The sequence below is a fragment of the Pseudomonas sp. Bc-h genome, assembly GCF_002080045.1.
Classification (GTDB): domain Bacteria; phylum Pseudomonadota; class Gammaproteobacteria; order Pseudomonadales; family Pseudomonadaceae; genus Aquipseudomonas.
This window is the reverse complement of sequence record NZ_MUIN01000014.1, coordinates 41,574-63,439: the sequence shown is the minus strand read 5'-3', so window position 1 is coordinate 63,439 and position 21,866 is coordinate 41,574. Positions and strand designations below refer to the sequence as shown.

At 58.7% G+C, this 21,866-nt stretch carries 8 protein-coding genes; 4 read left to right on the top strand and 4 right to left on the bottom strand.

Annotated features, from left to right (window positions below):
* Positions 1 to 128 precede the first annotated feature (128 nt).
* The 4 genes from egtB (at position 129) to BWR59_RS26655 (ending at position 5,487) form a co-directional block, all read left to right on the top strand.
* Positions 129 to 2,276 (top strand): ergothioneine biosynthesis protein EgtB, encoded by a 2,148-nt coding sequence (egtB, locus tag BWR59_RS26670; RefSeq protein ID WP_081568686.1) that lies wholly within the window; start codon positions 129 to 131, stop codon positions 2,274 to 2,276.
* Positions 2,277 to 2,481: 205 nt separating this feature from the next.
* Entirely contained in the window at positions 2,482 to 3,060 is a 579-nt protein-coding gene (locus BWR59_RS26665; protein ID WP_081568685.1) for a TetR/AcrR family transcriptional regulator, read from the top strand.
* A gap of 174 nt (positions 3,061 to 3,234) precedes the next feature.
* Positions 3,235 to 4,332 (top strand): enoyl-CoA hydratase/isomerase family protein, encoded by a 1,098-nt coding sequence (locus BWR59_RS26660; RefSeq protein ID WP_081568684.1) that lies wholly within the window; start codon positions 3,235 to 3,237, stop codon positions 4,330 to 4,332.
* Positions 4,333 to 4,335: 3 nt separating this feature from the next.
* Positions 4,336 to 5,487 (top strand): acyl-CoA dehydrogenase family protein, encoded by a 1,152-nt coding sequence (locus BWR59_RS26655; protein WP_081568683.1) that lies wholly within the window; start codon positions 4,336 to 4,338, stop codon positions 5,485 to 5,487.
* 21 nt (positions 5,488 to 5,508) lie between these two features.
* On the opposite strand, the gene BWR59_RS26650 is transcribed toward BWR59_RS26655, so the two are convergent.
* The 4 genes from BWR59_RS26650 to BWR59_RS26635 form a co-directional block, all read right to left on the bottom strand.
* Positions 5,509 to 10,809: a DUF6543 domain-containing protein gene (locus tag BWR59_RS26650; RefSeq protein ID WP_081568682.1), complete on the bottom strand. Its 5,301-nt coding sequence runs from the start codon at positions 10,807 to 10,809 to the stop codon at positions 5,509 to 5,511.
* A gap of 169 nt (positions 10,810 to 10,978) precedes the next feature.
* The gene (locus BWR59_RS26645; RefSeq protein WP_143490959.1) at positions 10,979 to 13,081 is read right to left on the bottom strand and encodes a DUF6543 domain-containing protein; all 2,103 of its coding nucleotides are present in this window, start codon (positions 13,079 to 13,081) and stop codon (positions 10,979 to 10,981) included.
* A gap of 52 nt (positions 13,082 to 13,133) precedes the next feature.
* The gene (locus tag BWR59_RS26640; protein WP_081568680.1) at positions 13,134 to 16,298 is read right to left on the bottom strand and encodes a DUF6543 domain-containing protein; all 3,165 of its coding nucleotides are present in this window, start codon (positions 16,296 to 16,298) and stop codon (positions 13,134 to 13,136) included.
* Between the two features lie 147 nt (positions 16,299 to 16,445).
* Positions 16,446 to 21,752, bottom strand: coding sequence for a DUF6543 domain-containing protein (locus BWR59_RS26635; RefSeq protein ID WP_081568679.1), 5,307 nt, complete (start codon positions 21,750 to 21,752; stop codon positions 16,446 to 16,448).
* Between the last annotated feature and the right edge of the window lie 114 nt (positions 21,753 to 21,866).

Sequence of the window (21,866 nt, the reverse complement as noted above, 5' to 3'; positions counted from 1 at the left end):
GTTCGATTGCTTTCGCCAAATGACGCCCGGGGCGCAACACCATTGTTGCGCCCCGGTCATGAGAAGCCGTACCGCCTGGCTGCATCGCACCCGCCAACCGGGCGTCGGCAAGATCCGGAGAAGACCCGATGACGCGCCACTCACGCCAGCTTCGCGAGACACCCGCCAGCAACCCCCTGTGCAAGCGCTATCAAAGCGTGCGCAACCGCACTGCACAACTGGTAGCGCCCCTCAGCGCCGAGGACATGGTGGTGCAATCGATGCCCGACGCCAGCCCGGCCAAGTGGCACATGGCGCACACCACCTGGTTTTTCGAAACCTTTCTGCTGCAACCGAACATCCCCGGTTACACCGTGTTCGACCCCACCTTCTGTTACCTCTTCAACTCCTATTACGAAGCCGTCGGGCCGCGTCATCCGAGGCCGCAACGGGGCTTGATGACCCGCCCTGGGGTCGATCAAGTCATCGCCTATCGCAAACATGTGGACGAACACATGTCCGCGTTGCTGATGACTCACCTGCCGGACGAGGTCTCGAACCTGATCGAACTGGGTCTGGCTCACGAAGAGCAGCATCAGGAACTGTTGCTGATGGACATCCTGCACCTGTTCAGCCTCTCATCGCTCAAGCCAGCCTACGACAAGGCCTGGCCCAAAGATGCGTCGGGCCGTCGCGGGCAGTTCAAGCCGCTGAGTGCAGGCCTGACGCAAATCGGCCATGGCGCCAAGACGTTCGCTTTCGACAATGAAGGCCCACGCCACACCACCTACCTGCAATCCTTCGAAATCAGTGATCGACTGGTCACCAATGGCGAGTGGCTGAGTTTCATCGCCGACGGCGGTTATCACACCGCTGCGCTGTGGCTGTCTGAAGGCTGGACGCTGGTGCAGGAGCAAGGCTGGAACGCGCCGCTGTACTGGCACCACGATGAGAATGGCTGGAAGCGCATGAGCCTGCGCGGTCTGGAAGATATCGACCCTGCAGGGCCTGTCACCCACATCAGCTATTACGAGGCGGTCGCTTTCGCCAACTGGGCCGATGCGCGTCTGCCCACCGAAGCGGAATGGGAAGCGGCGGCGCGAGCCGGGCTGCTGGAACAGGTCGATGATGTGGCCTGGCAATGGACGCAAAGCGCCTACAGCGCCTTCCCCGGCTTCAAACCGTCGACCGGTGCCGTGGGTGAATACAACGGCAAGTTCATGGTCAATCAGATGGTGTTGCGCGGCGGCGCTAGCGTGACATCGCCCGATCACTGTCGAGTGACGTACCGCAACTTCTTCCACGCTGAAAAACGCTGGATGGTCTCCGGCCTGCGTCTTGCGCGGGACAGCCGCCAACCTGGGGTGGTCAATCCGCTGGACAGTGAATTCGCCCGTGACGTGGTGGCCGGGTTGTCGGCGCCGACCAAAACTCTATCGCCCAAATATTTTTACGACGCAGCGGGTTCGGACTTGTTCGAGGCCATCTGTGAAACCGCCGAGTACTACCCCACCCGCGCCGAAACCGGGCTGCTGAAAAGCATTGCCGGGCAGATCGCCGGGACCATTCCCGAAGGCGCTGCCTTGGTGGAATTCGGCAGCGGCGCCAGCGAGAAAACCCGCCTGGTGCTGGACGCAGCGCCGCACATCGCGGTGTACGTGCCCATCGATATCAGTGCGACGGCGTTGAACAAAGCCGCGCAATTCCTGCGCAAGAAGTACCCAAAGCTGATCGTCGCGCCACAGGTGGATGACTTCACTCGCGTCCTGACCCTGCCCAAGGAAGCCAACGGTCACACCCGCGTCGGCTTCTTCCCAGGCTCGACCATTGGCAACTTCACCCACGAAGAAGCCGTGGACTTCCTGCATTCCGCTCATGATGTTTTGGGCAAGAACGCGCACTTTATAGTCGGCGTCGACATGGTCAAGGACGCTGACACCCTGGTAGCGGCCTACGACGATGCCGAAGGCGTGACGGCTCGCTTCAACAAGAACCTGCTGACGCGCATCAACCGTGATCTGGGCGCCAACTTCAATGTCGATGCATTCCATCATCTGGCGCTGTGGAATGCCGAGCAGGCAAGGATGGAAATGCATTTGGTGAGCGAGGTCGAGCAGGTGGTGAAAGTCGCTGGGCACAGCTTCCATTTCGCGGCGGGAGAACGGCTGCACACCGAGAACTCGCACAAGTTCACGGTCGAATCGTTCACCGAACTCGCGGGGCGGGCGGGATGGTCGGTCAGCGAGTACTGGGTCAGTGATGCGCCCGAAATGGGCCTGTTCAGCTTGCAGGCGTAGGAGCGATGCCGTGAATGTTCGGTGATCTGTAGCAGTCCGGCCGGACTGCTACAGAGCCTCGGTGGCTGAAATATCCCTCGGCCAGAAGCGAGATCGCGCAGACTTTGAATGACCCTTAGGGAGCTTATCGACGCCGATATTCACAGCTGTTAACGTCCCTGCGCTTCAAGGCAGATCCGGATATATACAGGCATGTTGATCATCCATGGCTAAACCATCGCATCGTGAAAAAATACTGACTGAAGGCCTGAAGGTCGTGCATGAGCGCGGCTTCGCGGGCGCCAGTGTGCGCGATATCGTGCAGGCGGCCGGCGTGCCTCAGGGCTCGTTCACCAACCATTTCGTGTCCAAGGAAGCCTTCGGCCTCGAGATCATCGATCTCTATTTAGACAGCGCCCGACAGATGGTCGAACAGACCTTGCTCAATGCGTCGCTGCCACCCATTGCACGAGTGCTTGCCTATGTCGACTATCACAAGGGCGCGCTGGAATGCGGCCTCAACAAGGGTTGCCTGTTCGGCAACTTTACGGCTGAAAGCACCGAGCACAGCGAACCGATTCGCCTGCGGTTGGTGGAAATCTATGGCTGGCTTTGCGGCCTCATCTGCAGTTGTCTAGACGAGGCGATCAGCGCTGGCGATTTGCCAAGTGACTTCAACAGTCGTCAGGTGGCGCTGTTCGTCGTTTCTTCCCTGCAAGGCGCCGTGTTGCTGGCCAAGGCGCAACGCAACCTGGCAGCGCTGGAAAGCTTCTCCGCGATTCTCGCTGACAGCGTTCTGCGCTAAGACGTTCAGCGCGCATGGGCACACTCCGCGCCCATGCAAAGATGCACACCGGTGATGCACGATTCTTCATTGTCATTTGCAAAATTGCACTGTTAGCATCCCTGGTGAACCTCATGGAGTGCGGCTCTCGCGGTCGCCTGAACGAGCAATAAAAAAAGCCACAGGGAGTCAGCGATGACGGCACAGGTAGTATCGGCCCAGTCTTCAGGTCAGGAACCGGCCTGCGACACCGTTCTGTCCGAAGTACGCAATCACATCGGCCACATCACCCTCAACCGCCCGCAAGGGCTCAATGCCATCGATCTGGAAATGGTCCGCCAACTGCAACAGCAACTGGACGAATGGGCCACAGACGACAAGGTCTATGCCGTGGTCCTGCGTGGCGCCGGGGAAAAGGCCTTCTGCGCCGGCGGCGATATCCGTTCGCTGTACGACAGCTTCAAAAGCGGCCAGACCGAGCACCAGGACTTCTTCGTCGAAGAATACGCTCTGGACCTTACCCTGCATCACTACCGCAAACCGGTCATGGCCTTGATGGACGGCTTTGTGCTGGGTGGCGGCATGGGCCTGGCGCAAGGCGTGGATCTGCGCGTGGTGACTGAACGCAGTCGCTTGGCCATGCCGGAAGTGGCCATCGGCTATTTCCCGGATGTCGGCGGCAGCTACTTCCTGCCCAGGGTGCAGGGTGAGCTGGGCGTCTATCTCGGGGTGACCGGTGTGCAGATTCAGGCCGCCGACGCGCTGTATTGCGGCCTTGCCGACTGGTACCTGCAAAGCGCGCGATTCGACGATCTCGATCGCCAGCTCGACCACCTGAAGTGGACGCTGACCCCGCTGAAGGACATTCAAGGCGTGCTGGCCAAGATTGGCGTGCAGAAGCTCCCCGATCCACCGCTGGAAAAACTGCGTCCGGCCATCGATCATTTCTTTGGCCTGCCGGACATTCCGAGCATCATCGAACAGCTGTTGGAAGTGACCGTCATCGATACCCATCGCTGGGCCGTCGACACTGCCAACCTGATGAAAACCCGTTCACCCCTTGCGATGGCCGTGACCCTGGAGATGCTGCGCCGTGGTCGCCACCTGCCGCTTGAGGCCTGTTTCGACCTGGAGTTGCATCTGGATCGGCAATGGTTCGAACGGGGCGACCTGATCGAAGGCGTGCGCGCCTTGATCGTAGACAAAGACAAGAAACCGCAATGGAACCCGTCCAGCGTGCAGGCCCTGAGCACCGAGCATGTGGCGAGTTTTTTCAGCGGTCATGAGGCGTGACCCATGCAAGACCTTGAACTGACCGAAGAACAGATCATGATTCGCGACATGGCTCGCGAATTCGCCCGCAACGAAATTGCCCCCCACGCGCAAGCCTGGGAAAAGGCCGGATGGATCGATGATGCCCTCGTCGACAAGCTTGGCGAACTCGGCCTCTTGGGGATGATCGTCCCGGAACAATGGGGCGGCACCTACATCGACTACGTCGCCTACGCGCTGGCGGTGGAAGAAATCTCCGCCGGTGACGCCGCCACCGGCACGCTGATGAGCGTACACAGCTCAGTGGGTTGCGGGCCGATACTCAATTACGGCAGCGACGAACAAAAAGCCCAATGGCTGGAAAAACTCGCCAGCGGCAAGGCTATCGGCTGCTTCTGCCTGACCGAGCCCCAGGCCGGTTCCGAAGCCCATAATCTGCGCACCCGCGCCGAATTGAAGAACGGCGAATGGGTGCTCAACGGCGCCAAGCAGTTCGTCAGCAACGGCAAACGCGCGCAACTGGCGATCGTCTTTGCGGTGACCGACCCTGAGCTAGGCAAGAAAGGCATTTCGGCTTTTCTCGTGCCCACCGACAACCCCGGCTACACGGTTGATCGCATGGAACACAAGATGGGCATTCGCGCCTCGGACACCTGCGCGGTGACCCTGAGCGACTGCCGCATCCCCGAGTCCAGCCTGTTGGGCGAGCGCGGCAAGGGCCTGTCGATCGCCCTCTCGGGCCTGGAAGGCGGTCGCATCGGCATCGCCGCCCAGGCCTTGGGCATCGCTCGCGCCGCGTTCGAAGCCGCACTGGTTTATGCGCGGGAGCGGGTGCAGTTCGACAAGCCGATCATCGAGCATCAAAGCGTCTCCAATCTGCTGGCCGACATGCACACCCGCATCAACGCATCACGGCTGATGGTGCTGCACGCCGCGCGACTGCGCACGGCGGGCAGGCCCTGTCTGTCGGAGGCCTCGCAGGCCAAGCTGTTCGCTTCGGAGATGGCCGAGTGGGTCTGTTCCAAGGCGGTGCAGATCCACGGCGGCTACGGCTATCTGGAAGACTACCCGGTGGAAAAATATTACCGGGACGCGCGCATCACCCAGATCTACGAAGGCTCCAGCGAAATCCAGCGTCTGCTGATCGCCCGCGAATTGCGGCATTACGCGCTGTAAAAAGCCACGACGCCGGGCTCGTCATGGGTTCGGCGGCGCATTGTCATTTCGTCCCAGTTTCATGATCAGCAATGTCAGCGAGTCGGCATTCTTGAGCATGACGCTGCTGCGCAGGTGCGGGTCGGAGAGGAATACTCGGCGGGCTTCGGCCAGGCTCGTCGTTCGGGTGAGCTTCAGAAACTCACTGACGCCAACCTCGTCCTCGTCCACAGCATCACGGGGATGCCCGTTTTCATCAGGGACCATGAACAGTTCGTCTCTGGGAGTCAGGTGAGACAATCCGCCATTCTGCGTGCGCATGAGCGCGTCCTTGATTCTCAGCTTGTAGGCAGGGGTCGTCGGCAACAGATCCGGATAAGGCGCTGCGCTCTCCACATAAGCCATATCTTCGGTTTTCAGCACAAGGTGCGACAGTTCGTGGATCAGCGTTGCAGCCCGGAAATGCGTGTGCTGATCAAACCCCTCGGCTTGCGGCTTGAGAGTATAGGGCCGTGGGTTAAAAAATTTTTCCGTCAGGTATATACGGTCCAACGGGTCCTTCGGATCGACCAGAGCAACCGCATCACTCCCCAGCCGATTCGTCGCCACTATGAAGCGCGTCGAATTTGCGGGATTCAGCGAATCATCCAGCAAAGCGTCGAGCAAGCGTTCAATCGATACACGAATTTCCTTCAGCAGCTCTTGGTCAGGAATGGAGGTACCGAAGAAGCTGCCAATGATATCCATGACGCCAGGGTCCACAACGCGCCCGCGTTGATGCGCATTAAGGTTGCTCAAACTGTTTCTCAAACAAAGGGTGGCATTATGGTGCGCCGCCTCGATCTCCTCGGCATGTGCGGGATATCTGAGACGGATATCTTTCATGCCGCTGACTTCAACGATCAGCTGTTTCGCGGCCCTGCTTTGAGATTCAACTTCCTCCGCGGCAAGCAAGTCTGCACCCACCCCGCCTTTGAGACGCAGACTCAGGTCGAGCTCCCATTTCCCTTGACTGTCATACCTCAGTTTCGGGCCTTTGGTGCCTCCCGGCCCGACGATAATCCGAGTGCCATCACCCGATTCCCGGACCTGATATACCTTTCCATCTACCATCGCGTATTTTGAACTGTCGTTGCCGATGTATAGCTTGAGCTCGTCGTCATATCGCATCTCGCTCAACGCCACACCCTGCGCCTCCAGTGCTTGCAAACGCATACGTTGCTCGGGACTCAGAGAGGCATTGCGCCAGGAAAAGGGAGGGGGCGAGAACGCCTGGAGGACAGAATCCGCACTCAAAGGAGACGAAGACAAGTCGCCACCCGACTTTTCAACCGACTCTTGTTTGAGCGAGTGGTTTGCGTTTCCCAGCGGCCCAAAGGTCGTTAGAAGACCCAGCGCCGCAGTGAAGTCTGCCAGTGCCTCACCCCACTTATGCCCGATCGTCGCGTCCACGCCGTCACTGATCTGGTAGCGGGCCTGCCAGGCCCCTACCGAAACTCCAAGCCGACCTGGCGCGAGGGCCAGCAACTGCTGCTGGAAGAGGGACATCAAAAAGCCGTGGCTTGCCTGATCATCCTGCTCGTTAGTCGTTACGCTGGACGCCTCGACATGCAGCAAAATGTCGACGGTGTCCTGTAGCAGAAACGACAGCGCATTACCTTTGACTTCCTTGATCTCAAAGGTCACCGGTTTGGGCGTATTGAATAACGCTTGCGAGATATGCATGAGCCCCTCGACTGTCTCGCCAATATCGCCCGGCGGTGGGATGCTGTGCGCACGAACATGCGTTTCCAGCCGTGCCGCGAGCATTTTCTGCAATGCACGATTGTTGCGAAGGTCCTTCAGCAGCTCTCGTCGACTGGAGTACTCGAGAAATATCAGGTCGGGGTGGTACATCACCAACACAACAATCGGCCCTTCCTCAACCGCGGGGCAAATCAGGTGAACCCCTGGGATCGCATGCAGTTCGGGTCGACCGCCGATACGAAGTTGCAACGGGCTAAGCATCACCTGAACACCCTTTACCGGACGGCGGGCAGTGGCATCGGGCATCTCGACTATTGCTGAAATAAAGTCGTACGCCTGCTCGGTCAACTCGTTCTGAAGTCGTTTCGGCAAGGCTTCCACCAATAGTCTCGGCGGCAATTGGGCGCTGAAAAGTCGGACTCTCTCCCCATAATTGGCAGCTTGCGGTGAAAATGCCTCCCGCAGCATCGAGGCGTGAGCCGCTGCCACATCCAGACCTCTGACCAGGGACACAACACCGTTTTCGGTCAATTCGGTCGCCACTTGCGGGTAATCTATCGAGGAAAATCCCAGGGTCCCGAATGGTTTATCCGAAAACCGATTGATCGCATAGTCAGTCAATGACTCAGTGTAGTACTCCCCCGTGCTGCCCAGGCCCAGAGCACCGGGACCCGGTGGGGGTGACGTCAGGTCGTGGCGTAGATGAACGTGTATCTGGTCGGGATCAAGCAACTGACCGCTGTGATCCTCCTCCAGTTTTCTCATCAGTTGCTCGCGCGCATAGGCCTTTAATGTGGGGAGACCGAACAAAAAGTTCTTGCCATCTTCATGTGCCAGGTAGAGACGTCGAAGGATCTGATAAAAACGCTTCAGGTCGGGAACGCTTGCAGTTTTTATCCATGCCGGCATTTTTTCTTCGAAGAGCCGATTCGAAATCCTCACGGACAATCTGCCGATCACACCCGAGAGCTGCCGATCAGCTTCGAATTCACCTGCCAGTCGCTGAAAAAGACCCGCCTCGAGACGACAACGCGAGGCGAAGCTGGCGAGTTGCCGCAGATCCTGTTCGCGGCGTTCGAAAATAATCTCCTGGAGCCTTTCGATGGCGTGACCATCGATCCTTTCCAGCTCGATCCGTATTTCATTGCCAGACGCTTCCAGCAGGCGAGCACGCAGCAACCTGCTGTCTCGCTCCCCCAACCGTTTGAGCCAGCGCTCGGGGTGAGTGTGTTGCAGCTCGCGCAGCAACACCTGTTTCATCTGCTCCTGGGACGCAAACTGTCGCCAGCCCCTCTCACCGTTCCAGAGCACCACAGGGCTGTTCTGATCGTGGGGCTGCGTCACTGCCAGGGTGTCGCAGAACACGGCTGACGCATTGTCGTTCCACAACACCGAAACCAGGGATGCTTCAGTCATGGACAAACCGAAGTTCGCCCTCAATGCGCGTACGGGGCGATCCAACACCTGCTCAACCAGCATGACGGCCGGTGCATCAGTACTGGCATGCCTTTTCGCCAGAGTCAGGAACAGACGCATCGCATCCTGTCGCAACTCAAATGCTTCTGCGTGCGGTTTTACCTGTCTGTCGCCCTGCCGTTGAACACCGCCCCTCGATTGCCGAAAGTGTTCGATGTAATGATCGGTGAAAGACCTGCCGACCTTGTCCAGCATATGGTTGAAAACGCTGAGGGATATATCTCCCCGGACTGTCCAGGACTGGTACAGAATCTGCGCATCTGCTGCCAGGTGCCTCGACCGATGGCCACTGAGGGCCTCAAGCAGGAATGAGGTCAGTTTCATCGTAACCCTCGCCTGCCCCGGAGCCGTCGGTACGGCGTAGGTCTCAACGCTGAAAAGATCGTCCGAAACAGACTCGACCCAACTCACCTCGATGTCGCTGGTTCTTGCCGCACCACCCGGCCATACACAGATGTATCGTTGCAACGCTTGCTGTGCATGATCGAGCAGCGCATTGTCCAGCCCTTGCAAACGGTCGAATCTGGAATAGAAGTCTTGCGCCAGGTCCTTCCAGGCAGCGGACAACGTCATCTTCAAGGGGACGTGACGAGCCGCGTCGTCCTGCTGGCCCTCCTCGCTCGCTGTCGCCGACCGAACCGCTTCGCCCGCGGGAGACTTGAGCCACACCTCATGAAATTCGAACGGCGCATCCCGGCGCCAGCGTCCAGCCGTGAGTTGCAGCTGCCGAGGGTCGAGAAGCTGACGAATGTCGAGCGCATCGTCGATCCTCGCGCTCGCCTCTCGAGGAACAGGCGACAAGCCCATCACATAGGCAAGATTGCTTTGTTGCAATTCGATGATGGAGTCGACCCGGTTGGCGAACAGAGGTCCGTCGATCGGCTTCAGACTGACCCGCATCACCCCTTCTTGCTGCAGCACGGCCTGATCTTCCAGCGCCAGCAGCGGACGAATCTGATTCTTGCCTGCCTCGGTTGCGAAAAGCGCGCTCAGCGTGGAGGCATCCTTGAACAGGGTCAGGGTGTGGTTCGGGGAAAACCAGAGCAACGAATGATCGTCGTCGGCTCCGGTTCGCACCACGAACGTTGCCGCCAGTGGATACCAGTCGCTATCGCCGATCATGATGCTCAGGCTTTCGCAACGCGGCCGGCTGCCCTGCGCCAGATCATCCGAATCCGCTTGCACCAACGTCAGTAGCCGTTTTAGCCACTGCGAATCGAATTTGCCACTGTCACGGTGGCAATAGATATCGCTGCGCAGCCCGTTGAGCAGCGTCTTGACGGCGAGGTCACGGCGCGATAATTCACCGCCCCCGCTGGAACCCCAGAAGTCGGCGAGCAACTCTGCGTAGCGTCCTGCGACTCCCTCTGCCGCCTTGCGTAGTGCCCGCGCAAACAATCGTGCGTCGTCAGCACTGACCGGATTGCCTTCGTTATCCAGAAAACGCCGCTCGAAGCCCTCCTCGATCTGCACGTTGCAAAATTCGTCTAGAGCGGCCGACGCCAGGGTTTGAGTCACCAATGCGGATTCGACGTCGCCTTTTGCCTCACCGACGATCTGCAGCAAATGAGTTCCGGGATCCACCCGATACTCCGGCAAGGTCTTGCGCATCTGCCTCGCGAGGGAAGCAGTGGAGGCCTCGAACAGCGACGGGATCCGTTTCAGTTGGTCAGTCAGCGTCCCCACGAGCTGAACCTGCTGGTCGATGATCGCCAGCATCTGCGACTGGAATGGGTCACCTTCGATCTGTTTTTCTTCAAACGACACAGTGGCGTTTCCCTCGCCAAACCTTGCCCGAACTGATGCTGTCAGTGCCTGCCGATCCGAGAACATCTCGAACCCGTTGGCCAGCGTGAACAGGTAAGACCGCGAGCCCTCGACCAGCGGACGGCTGACAGCCAGCGCTGCCGCGAGCTCTGAAGGCTGGAGGGACTCATTGCCGGTAAGGTGCTCAACCCTTACAGAATCCGGGTCGGCAGCACTCGACAAGAGGGTGACGCGTTTCAGCCACAGGTCATCATCGGCGTGAACACGCCCCTCCTGTCGCGCTGCATCGAGTTCATTGATATAGCGCTGCCTGAGTTGGCCGCTGTGAAAGTATGAAAGGGTTGCAATGGACATGAGAGCTCCTTGGTCATGGTCTGCCCGGCCCCGACAGGCAGGGCAATGTTGACAAGGAGCGTAGAGCCAAGCGGTCTGTCGTCTGCGTTACATAACGCTGCCCACATACACTTGAATTTCGGATTCACTGACGCCGCTGCCGCTCTGCAGCGACGTCAAAGATCTCGGGTTATGGCACTGAGTAGTTGTATCGTCCCAGGCGTACGGCGAGCAAGGCAACAGAGTCGGCATTGCTGAGCATGACCTCGCTGCGTTTCTTGACGTCGGTCATGAACTCGTCTCGCGCGTCTCTCAGGTCACTCGTCTGGGTGATGCGAAAGATCGTCTCGAGGCCACGCTCGTCGGCGTGGGTGATATCTCTTCGCACGCCGTTTTCCGTAAGGGTAAAAAGCTCACGTCGGGGGCCGTGAGGGGACAACCGCGCACGATGCAATAGCTGGATGTGACTCTGCACCGAGGCGTTGGAGGGGGTATCCGCCCGCAGCAGATCCGGATACGGCGCCATCGACTCCAGATACGCGATGTCATGGGTATCGAGGACCAGATGCGACAACTCGTGGATCAGGTTCGCAGCGCGAAAGTGCCTTGGGGCTACGAATCCGCTGCTAACTGCCTTGGGGGTGAGCTGATAATTCGGCGCTTTGAAGAACAGGTCCGTCAGAAATATGCGTTTTTTCGGATCTGCCTTGATCACGAACGCCGTCACATCGCTATACGCTGCCTTATTGATGCCAACGACGAAACGGGGAGATGTAAAAGGCTTCAGCGAAATATCCGAGATCGCATCGTACAAAGTCCGTATGGTTCGTTCGGTTTTGACCAGCAAATCTCGACGTGGCCGCGCAGTGCCGAAGAAGTCTCCAATGATCCCTGTCACCCGTGCGTCAAGGGCCTTGCCCCGCTGGTGGACGTTGAGGTTATCCAGACAGTTTTGAAGGTAATGCTCGGCCTGACGATGAGCCTCAGCTATGCGCCTTGCCTTGTCGGGATACTTCGGCCGAATGGCTGGCATACCGCTGGCTTCGATAATCATCACATCATCTGCACTGTATTCGGCGCGCACTGCATGGTATTTGCTGGCGACAGGGCCCCCGCCCCTTAATCGCAGGGACAGATCCATTCGCCAACGCTGCTTCTCATCGGCCACAAGCTTGGGACCTGGCGCTCCGTGCGCACCGACAATGCTCCAGAATCCGTTCTCTTTATCTTCGCTGACCTGGTAGACCTTGCCCTCCACCACTGCGTAGCGTACGCCAGCCTGATCCACGTATTGGTTGAGAAAACCGTCGTGGTGCATCTCGGCGATGGCGACGCCTTTTGCCTCAAGGCGCTGTAGTCTGGAGCGCTGTTCGGCATTCAGGGTTGTATTGCGCCAGGAAAAAGTTGCCGATGGCTCTTCATCTTCATTTCCGAAGTCACCCGGTCCCGCGCCTTCCGGCTCACCCGACACCGGCTCCTCAATGGTCTGCTGCCGGGCCGTGATCAGGACCCCCAGCGCTGCGGAGAACTCGGAAAGTCCCTCCCCCCAGCGATGGTGCGAGACCGACGCTACCGAGGCACTGAACAGAGACTCGCTCTGCCATAGGGTCATCAGCGTTGCCAGTTTGCCCGGCAACAGAGTCAACGCCTGCTGAACGCCCAATGTCGCCAGAAAAGCGCGCCCTGCCCAATCGACCTGATCATTGGTCACCGTATTGTCAACACCCATGTCGAGCAGCAATCTGAGGGTGTCCTGGAACAGAAACTGCAGCGCATCGCCCGTGACCTCTGCAAGCGCTACGGTGACCGGCCCCGGCTTGCGTCGGGTTACCGCGAAACCCTGGGTATAAAATGGCACGTGCGGCTCGTTGAATCCGCCGTAGGCGTAGCGTCGGCGCGCTTGCGGTTCAAGGCGCTGCAAAAGCATTCGCTGCAAGGACTCGTCGCCGCGGATCCCGTCCATCAGCGCTTGCTCATTTTCGTATTCACGGAACGTGAATTCCGGGTGATACATCGCGTAGAGCACCACGGGTCCCGCTGCGCAATCAGACGGGCAAATCAGGTGCACCCCCGTTACCCTGTCCGGTGCCATGCCCGCATCGGCCACCAGTTGCAGTGGGCTGAGGATTACATGGGTGCCATCAATCGGTTCCCGGGCGGCGCTGTCCGGCATATCGACCACTTGGGAAATGAACTCGAACGCCTTGGCGCTCAGAGGGCCCTCCTCGTCTTTCTTGTATTTGTCCCTGTCTTTGTCTTTGATTCTTTGCGGCAGCGCCACTGCGAGCAGCAAGGGTGGCAACTGCTCGACGAAAAGCCGATTGCGCAACGCGTAACTTGGGTCATCAGGGCGACAGTGCCTTACGCAGCAAGGTCATGTAGCCAGCCCCGACATCCAGACTTTTGACCAGCGCCCTCAAGTAGTCATCGGTCAGTAGTGCGGCCGCGTGAGGCTGGCCCTGCGGTTCGACACTCTCCACCGCCCCCTGATACTGGATAAAGCGGTTGACGGCAAACGCAGTCAGCGACTCACGATGAATACTGGCTCCAGCAGCTACCAAGCCAGGCGTATTGCCGGTTGGCACCGGGGCAGGCGTGTAACTCCTGGACGTCACAATGATCTTGTCCGGGTCGAACTGGTGTCCGGGGAAATCCTGGCTCAGCCGTTTCAACAGCCCTTGGCGTGAATAGTCCTCCAGGGACGCAATGCCGAACAGATAATCCTTGCCGTCCTCGCTCGCCAGGTAGTATCGCCGCCAGATATCGTTGTAAAGATTGAGATCGGCAATCGTCGCCGAGTGTACCCATGAAGGGAGTCGCGCCTCGAACAGAGCGGCATCGATTCTTACCCATAGCGCATCCAGCAGGGTATCCAGTTGCGTGTCGGGTTCGGTCGTGTGTGCGACCTGCGTCAGCAGCCTGGCATCCATTCGGTATCGTTCAGCGCGCAAGATCAGCTGCCGCAGATCCTGTGCGCGGCGGTCGACCACCGATTGCTGCAAGGCAGTGACCAGATGCCCGTCGATTCTGTCCAGCAGAATCGTCACCTGGTTATCGGACTCTTTGCACAGGTGCTTGCGCAGCATACGGCGATCATTCTCACTCATCAGCTCCAGCCAATGTTCCTGCTGAGCGGTGTGAAACTGGCACTTCAGAAAAGTCTGCAGATGCTCAAGTGAGGCAAAGCTGCGCCAGCCAAATCCGCCGCACCAAAGCATTACGCGGCTATCCGGATTGAAGGGTCGCATCACCATCAGGGCATCAGTCAGGGTGATCGGGGAAACATCGTCATAGGACACCACCACTGAATAGGCCTCGACAGCGAGTCCCGGCAATGCCGTGCGCAGCGAACGCACAGGACGGTCCAGCACTTGCCGGACCATAGCGTTCATATTGTGATCGATACGTTTGAGCCGCTGCGCCAGCCACAGATCCAGGCGTAGTGCGTCCTCCCTCAAGCTGATCGACTCCTCATCCGGCCGCAGATACTGCTTGCCCTGACGCTGAAGTTCACTGCGTGACTGCCTGAATCTTTCAAAATAACGGTCTTCAAAGTTCATCACAGCCTTGGCGAGCATGTGATTGATCAGCTCAGTCTTGATGCGCCCTCGCGGCCTCTCATCGCCGATCAGCACGTGAGCATCGTCCGGCAGGATCCTCGGACCATGACCACTGACGGCTTCGAACAGCAGTGACACCAGGTCCCTTGAAATCTCTGGCCTCGACGCGCTCTCATGGGGGGAATCGACGGCAGCGCCGGTCGCTTCGACGGGAACCGGTCCTAACCACTGCGCCTTGATGTTCCTGGCCGATACCGTGCCATCCACCAATACGCACAGATAGCCCAGCAGCACCTGCTCAATCTGGTCGAGCAGCACATTGTCCAGCCCGCGTAGGCTCTCGGCACGTGACTCGAGAACATTGACCCATTCTTTCCATGACGCGGGCATTTTCCTCGTCTTGCCAGTGACGGCGTCTGACGTCACCGGGCTGGCGACTTCACTTCCATCCGCAGACGTACCCGGTTGCGTGGCGACAGGCGGCGCCAGCCAGGCATCTGCGAAATCGAAGGACGCCTCTGGATGCCAGCGCCTGCTGCTGAACTGCAATTGTCGCGGATCCAACAACAGACGAATGTCCAGGCCATCGTCGACCAGCGCCATCCTGTTTTCCGGGGCACAGCTGAGCCCCAGTACATAGCTCAGATTTCGCGCCTGCAACGCCAGGATCGAATCGACACGATCGGCGCACAACGGCGTGGTCACGTGCCGCAGTTCAACCCGCAGCGGACCTTGCCTGCGCAGCAGCGGCTGGTCCTCGATCGCCAATGCAGGCCGCAATTGCTCGCGGCCCTGAGCCGTTGTCAGGTACGCAGTCAATGACGCCAGATCGTCAAAACCTACGAATCGATGTGACGGTGAAAACCACAGCAACGAGCGATCGTCGCCCATTCCAGGTTGTATGACGAACGTTCCCGCCAGCGAACAGCCAGCGCTGTCACCGACCTTGACCTCCAGCCTTGCGCAGCGCGCGGGACTGTCATCTGGCACATGGCGGGATGTCGGTTGCAGCGGTGACAACAATGTCTTGAGCCTGCTCATTCTCACCGAGTCGTCACTGCGCATACCGTAGAGCTCGCGCCTGACGCTACTATTGAACGTCTCGACCGCCAGATCACGACGCGTTCGACGATCGCTCCATGCGCCGTCCCAGAACGCTCCAAGCAGATCGATGTAGAGCTCAGGAAAACCCGCAACGGCATAGTCGAACGCCTGGGTGAACGATGCAGCATCGCTAGCCTTGACCTGCGCACCCTGAGCGTCGAGAAACCTTCGCCTGAAACCTGTTGCCTTCGGCAACTTGCACGCGTCGTCGAACGCGGCTTGTGCCAGGGTCTGAGTGAGCAGAATCGAGGAGGCATCGACGTCGGATTGAGGAACGATCTGCAGCAAATGGCTCCGAGGGTCGACCGGCATATAGGGAAGGGCCGTGCGCAGCTCGGCGGTGATCGACGCAGTCGCCACATCTGCCAACGTCGGGGTCAGCTTGAGTTGCGCAGTCAACTGAGTCACTAGGTCAACTTGCTGATCGATGATCTCGAACATTTGCGCCTGGAACGGATCGCCATCGATTTTTTCGTCTTCGAACACGCCGTTGTTGCCCCCGTCGGCGAACCGACTCTGCAACTGCGCCAATAACGCATGACGATTCTCGAAGACCTCGAAGCCGTTGGTCAGCGAATACAGGTAGACCGTCGCGTCATCGGTCAGGGTGTGGCTGAGTAACAACGCGCCCGCCAGTTCGAAGGGTCTGATCGCCCCCTCTTCAAGGGTAATACGATCGACCCGTACCGGATCGGGATCGCCGGGTTCGGGCGGATAAATCAGAGTCTGCAGCCAGGACGACTCGTGAGCTGCAAGACGCTTGCTTCGCGACGCATAGCCAAGTTCGTCGAGATAGCGATGTTTCAGAGAAAGAGAATGGAAATAGGCAACCGCAGAAGTCGACATGGAAACTCCTTGTTCATGAATTGCCCCTACCGGCACACGACCGGTTCTGGGCTTCGATAAACAAGGAGCGTATGGAGAACTGCTGCCGGTGTTGCACTACATAACGCTGCACATCAAGAGCAGAATTTCGGATTCACTCGCGGGCCCTCAGCCTCCTGTCGTTAACGGACCGGGCGTCACAAAACTCTGTCTTCCCAGGCGCAGGATCAACAGTGTCAAAGAGTCCGCGTTCTTAAGCATCACTTCGCTGCGCTTGACGGTATCGGAGAAGAATACGGCCCGCGCCTCGGCCAGGGTACTGGTGCCGGTGATGCGCAAAATGGCACGAAACCCCATCTTGTCCTTGGGTTCGAGATCACGCGTGACGTGATTTTCCACAACGGTGAACAGCTCATTTGCGGGTGTCTGATGCGATAGCCCCTCGTTATGAAGGCGCTCGATCGCGATTCGATTGCCGAGATTCGCAGCCGTATTGTTCCGCAGCAGGTCCGGATACGGCGCCGGCGCATCGAGATAAGCGATGTCCTTGGTATCGAGCACCAGGTGTGACAGCTCATGGATCAATGTGCCTGCCCGGTAATGGACGGCTTGATCGAATCCCTGCGCGGCCGCAGCAGGCGTCACACGAAATCGACGGATGTTGAAGAACAGATCCGTGAGAAATATGCGCTGTCTTGGATCCGACGGCATCACGAATGCGACCGGACGATCACGGCCTGGTCGAATGGTACCAACCACGAAGCGCGGCGATGACCACGGCGAGAGCGAAGCATCCGTGAGGGCGCCTAGCAAATTCGTTATCGCCCGCTGGATTTCTGTCAGAAGCGCCACGGACGGACTGGAGGTACCGAAAAAATCGCCGATGATGCGGTTCACCTGGGGGTCCAGAGCAGCGTTCGGCCCATAGGCATGCAGGTTATCCAGACCGGTTTTAAGGTATCGCTTGGCCTGTGAATGTGCCTGCCTGATGCATCTGGCCCTCGGGCGATACAATTGGCGGATCTCGAGCATACCGCTGGCTTCTACCAACAGTTCCTGCTCAGCCACGGATAACGCTACCGAAGCCTTGGCAGTACTGATCACCCCTCCCCCGCCTCTGAGTCCCATCTGCAGATCCAGTTGCCAGCGCTGACTGTGGTCGAGTGAGACTCGAGGGCCGCTCGAACCATCAGGGCCCACGATCATCCACTTGCCGTCCCGTTCCGGGCGTTTGATTTGATAAACCTTGCCGTCGACCACCGCATAAGGTGTGTCGTTCTGTTTTCCCCTATAGACGTTGAGGGCAGCGTCATGGTGCATCTCCGTCAAGGCGACGTTTTGCGCCTCCAGTTGCTGCAGCCTGATCCGTTGCTCGACGGTCAACGCGGTACCGCGCCAGGAATAGGTCAACGGCACGCGTTCCCGCTCGTCGATGGTGGGGCCGGATTCGCTGCTGACTTGCTCATCTTCGATCGCTTGCTCGCGGGCCGTCGCCATGACGCCCAATGCCGCAGTGAATTCCGAGAGCGCCTCGCCCCAGCGGTGTCCGGAAACCGAAACAGCCGATGCTTGAAACAACGTGCGGGTCTGCCAGAGCGAAACCAACGCGGCCAGTCTTCTGGGTAAAAGTGTCAGCGCCTGGCCCAGAACCAGCTTTGCCAGAAACACCCTCCCCGCGTGATCAGACTGTTCGTTGGTCACCGAGTTGGAAATCCCCATGTCCAGCAGTAACTTGACGGTACCGCTGAACAGATAGAGCAAGGAGTTGCCGGTGATCTCCTCGATCTCGACGGTAACCGGTCCCGGGGCACGGATCGGCAAGTAGTAAAGCCCGAGTGAAAACGGCACATGCGACTCCATGCTTGCACGATGGACATAGCGCGCTCGCACCTCCGGATCCAGGCGCTCGAACAACAAGCTCTGCAACGATCGATCCATGCAGATAGCGTCCAGCAACGTTGCCTGATTTTTGTACTCGCGAAACGTGAACGGCGGATGGTTGATCGCATACAACAGCACCGGACCGGTGTCGGGGTCGGCCGGGCAAATCAGATAAACGCCAGCGACCAGATCCGGAGTCACCCCCTCATCGAACACCATTTTCAGCGGGCTCAGAATGACCTTGACGCCGCCCACCGATTCCCGGGCGATACCATCAGGCATGTCGAACACGCTGGCGATGAAGTCGTAACCCTGCGCACTGATCCTGCCCTTGACCTTATCCGGCAAGGCCAGAGCCAGTTGCGTCGCAGGCAATTGCTGGATGAACAGGCGTTTACGTGTGGTGTAATCCGCTTCACCCGGCCTCAATGCCTTACGCAGCAACGCGACATAACCGGCGCCGACATCCAGTTTTTTGACCAACTCTCGCAAGTAGTCAGGGGTGAGCAAACGTACAGCCTGAGGCTGCCGGGCCGACTCGATACTCAGGGCGGCATCCTGCATATCGACGAAACGATTGATCGCGTAGTCGACCAGCGATTGGCTGCGTTTGTCGGTTGCAGCCGGGATAAAAGTCAGAGAATTCTCCGGTACCGGAAAACCCGTCACATAACGGCGAGCGATCACCTTGATCTGATTGATATTCAACGCCTGCGTCGGAAAATCCTTGCTCAACTGATTGACCAACCGTTCGCGTGCGTAATCGCGCATCGACGGAATATCGAACAGAAAATCCCTGGTACCGTCGGGGCTCAGGTACAACCGAGTGAAAATCTCGTAGTAACGCTTCAGGTCGGCGACCGATGCCAGCTCGACCCATTCCGGCAACATGGCTTCAAAGACAGTGTTCTCAATTCGTACCGACAACCCGTCGAGCAGATTGGCGAGCAGCACGTCGAATTCGCCTTGAGTGGCAAGGCGTCTGAACAGACCGGCCTCGAAACGGCAACGCCGGGCTTGCAGGCAAAGCTGCCGCAGATCCTGTTGCTTGCGATACAAGGCATTCTGCTCAAGGGCCTTGATCGCATGCCCCTCGATTTTCGTCAGTTGTACTGTCACCTCATTGCCAGACGCCTTGATCAAATGGCTGTGCAAGAGGATGCGATCACCAGTGCTCAAAAGGTTCAGCCAACGGTCAGCCTCCGTTCGATGGAGCTCACGCTGCAAGGTGTCTTGCAGTTGCTCGATCGAGGAGAATGAGCGCCAGCCCACCGCACCCTGCCACAGCATCAACGGCTCGTTCTGGTCCAGAGGTTGCCCAAGGACCAGCACATCGCAAAGCATGGCTTGCGAACGCCCGTCGTAGGAAAGCGACACGCAAAACGCTTCAATCAGCGGTACGCCCAATGCTGTGCGCAGAGTACGCTCAGGCCGGTTCATGACCTGGCGGGCCATCTCGATGGCCACGCTGCCGATCTTCCCCTGTCGGATCGCCAACGCCAGATCGAGGCAAATAGCCTCCTCGCGCAGGCTTTGTGAATCTCTTGCCGGATGCAGATTCAACTTGCCCAGGCGCTGACATTGGCCTTGTGAGGCCGCGAACCGCTGCACATAGCGCTCGATGAACGTCGGCACGAGCTTGTCGAGCATGTGATTGATCAGTTCGACCCCGACGTGCCCCGGCATCACCGCCGAATCAACCAGCACGCGCGCGCTGGCTCCAAGGACCTGAGAGCGATGGCCACTGACACACTCCAGCAGCAAGGCAACCAGGCCAATGGAGACCAGTCGCTGCCCCTCGCTCACGGGAACCACAGACGTCTCCACGTCGGAGGTATCTACGGGGGCCGATTCGAGCCATTGGACTTGAATTTCACCCACGGGCACCGGGTCGCTGGCCAGCACACAGACATACTGCTGCAGCGACTGCTCGGCGTAATCGAACAAAACGTTGTCGAGCGCTCGCAAGCGTTCGGCGCGGTCATCGAACGCTTGCGCATATTCCATCCACTGAGTATCCAGTGGTTCCTGGATATCGGCATCGCTGTCCGATTCGCTCAGGCTTGTCGGGGTACTCTCGCTCGGCGAGTCCGGCCTTCGAGGCGGATTCGAATCCTGGACTTCGGGGCGGCTCCAGACCTCTTTGAAATCGAACGCCGTCTGCTTGCGCCAGCGCCCGGCACTGAACTGTGCCTGTCGCGGATCAAGAAGCTGACGCACGTCCAGCGCATCATCGATCATGGCCATGGTTTCTTCAGGCGCGCAGGGCAATCCCGTCACGTACAACAAATTGCGTGCCTGCAGCGCAATGATTGAATCGACACAATCGCCTGCCGCCGAACCGCGGACTTCCCTGAGCTTGATGTGCCATTGCCCTTCGGCCAGCAAATCCCACTGATTTTGCAAGGCCAGCGCAGGCTTCAGCTGTTCGCGGCCCTCAACCGATTCAAGAAAAGTGGTAAAGACAGCGAGGTTGGTGAAACTGAGCAGCTTGTGCTCCGGAGAAAACCAGAGCAGCGATTGATCGCTGCCATCCGTTGGCTGAATCACGAAAGACCCTGCCAGCGGAAAATGGGCACTGGCACCGATCTTCAACAGCATCTGACTGCAACGCCAGAGCGTGTTCGTTGTTTGATTTCCCGGTGCCGACGGCAACAACGGCAATAAGGTCCGGGCGCTGTTCGGGTCCAGATCACCGTCGTGCCAGAGACGATAGAGTTCACGTCGCACGCTGCCTGAAAATGCGTCGACCGCCAGATCGCGGCGGCTGAGTTTCCCATCCCAGGAGCCCTTCCAGAACGCTTCGAGCAGGTTCGCGTATTGCTCGTCTACCCCGTCGGTGGCGTCGGTCAGTGCCCGGGAAAACAATGCGCTGTCCGCAACGCTGGCGAGCTGGCCCTGAACATCGAGAAACCGTCGCTTGTAGCCCTCCGTCATCTGCACATTGCAGCACTCGTCGAACGCGGTCTGCGCCAGGGTCTGAGTGACAGGAAACAGGTCGTCATCGGTATTCGAATCAGCCACCACCTGCAACAAATGCACCTCTGGATCGATGGACGCTTTCGGGAAGCGCTCGCGCAATTGACGAGCCATCGATGTGGTCGCGGCGTCGTACAAGGTTGGCGTCGAGCGCAACTGATCGGTCAACTGGCTGAGCTGATCGACCTGCTGATCGATGATTGCGTACATCTGAGCCTTGAACGGGTCACCCTCAACCTTCTCAGCCTCGAACACCGTGCTGTCGTCATCGCCTGCGAAGCGCGCGCATAGCGAACGCCGAAGCAGCTCACGATCCGCGAAGGCTTCGATACCGTGTTCCAGAGACAACAGAAACACTCGGCCGTTGCCGGGATGGTCATGACTGAGCACCAGACTTGCCGAAAGCTCGAACGGTCTCAACGGCCCAATATCTGCGGTCAGTCGGTCAACCCTGACGGGATCAGGGTCGTCAGCGGCCGTCGAGCGAATGAGCGATAACAGCCAGGTTCGTTCTTCGCCATCAATACGCTTGTCGCGAAGGGCATCCTTAACGGCCGCTATGTAGCGCAACCTGAGCGACGCCGGATGGAAATAAACAGGATCAGTGGTGGGCATGAAAGCTCCTTTTGCATGAATTGCCCGGGGCCGACGGTTCGTCGTTTCCGGGCACCAATGCCAAGGAGCGTATGCAGAAAAACCGCACCGGTTGCGCTACATAACGCAGCACAT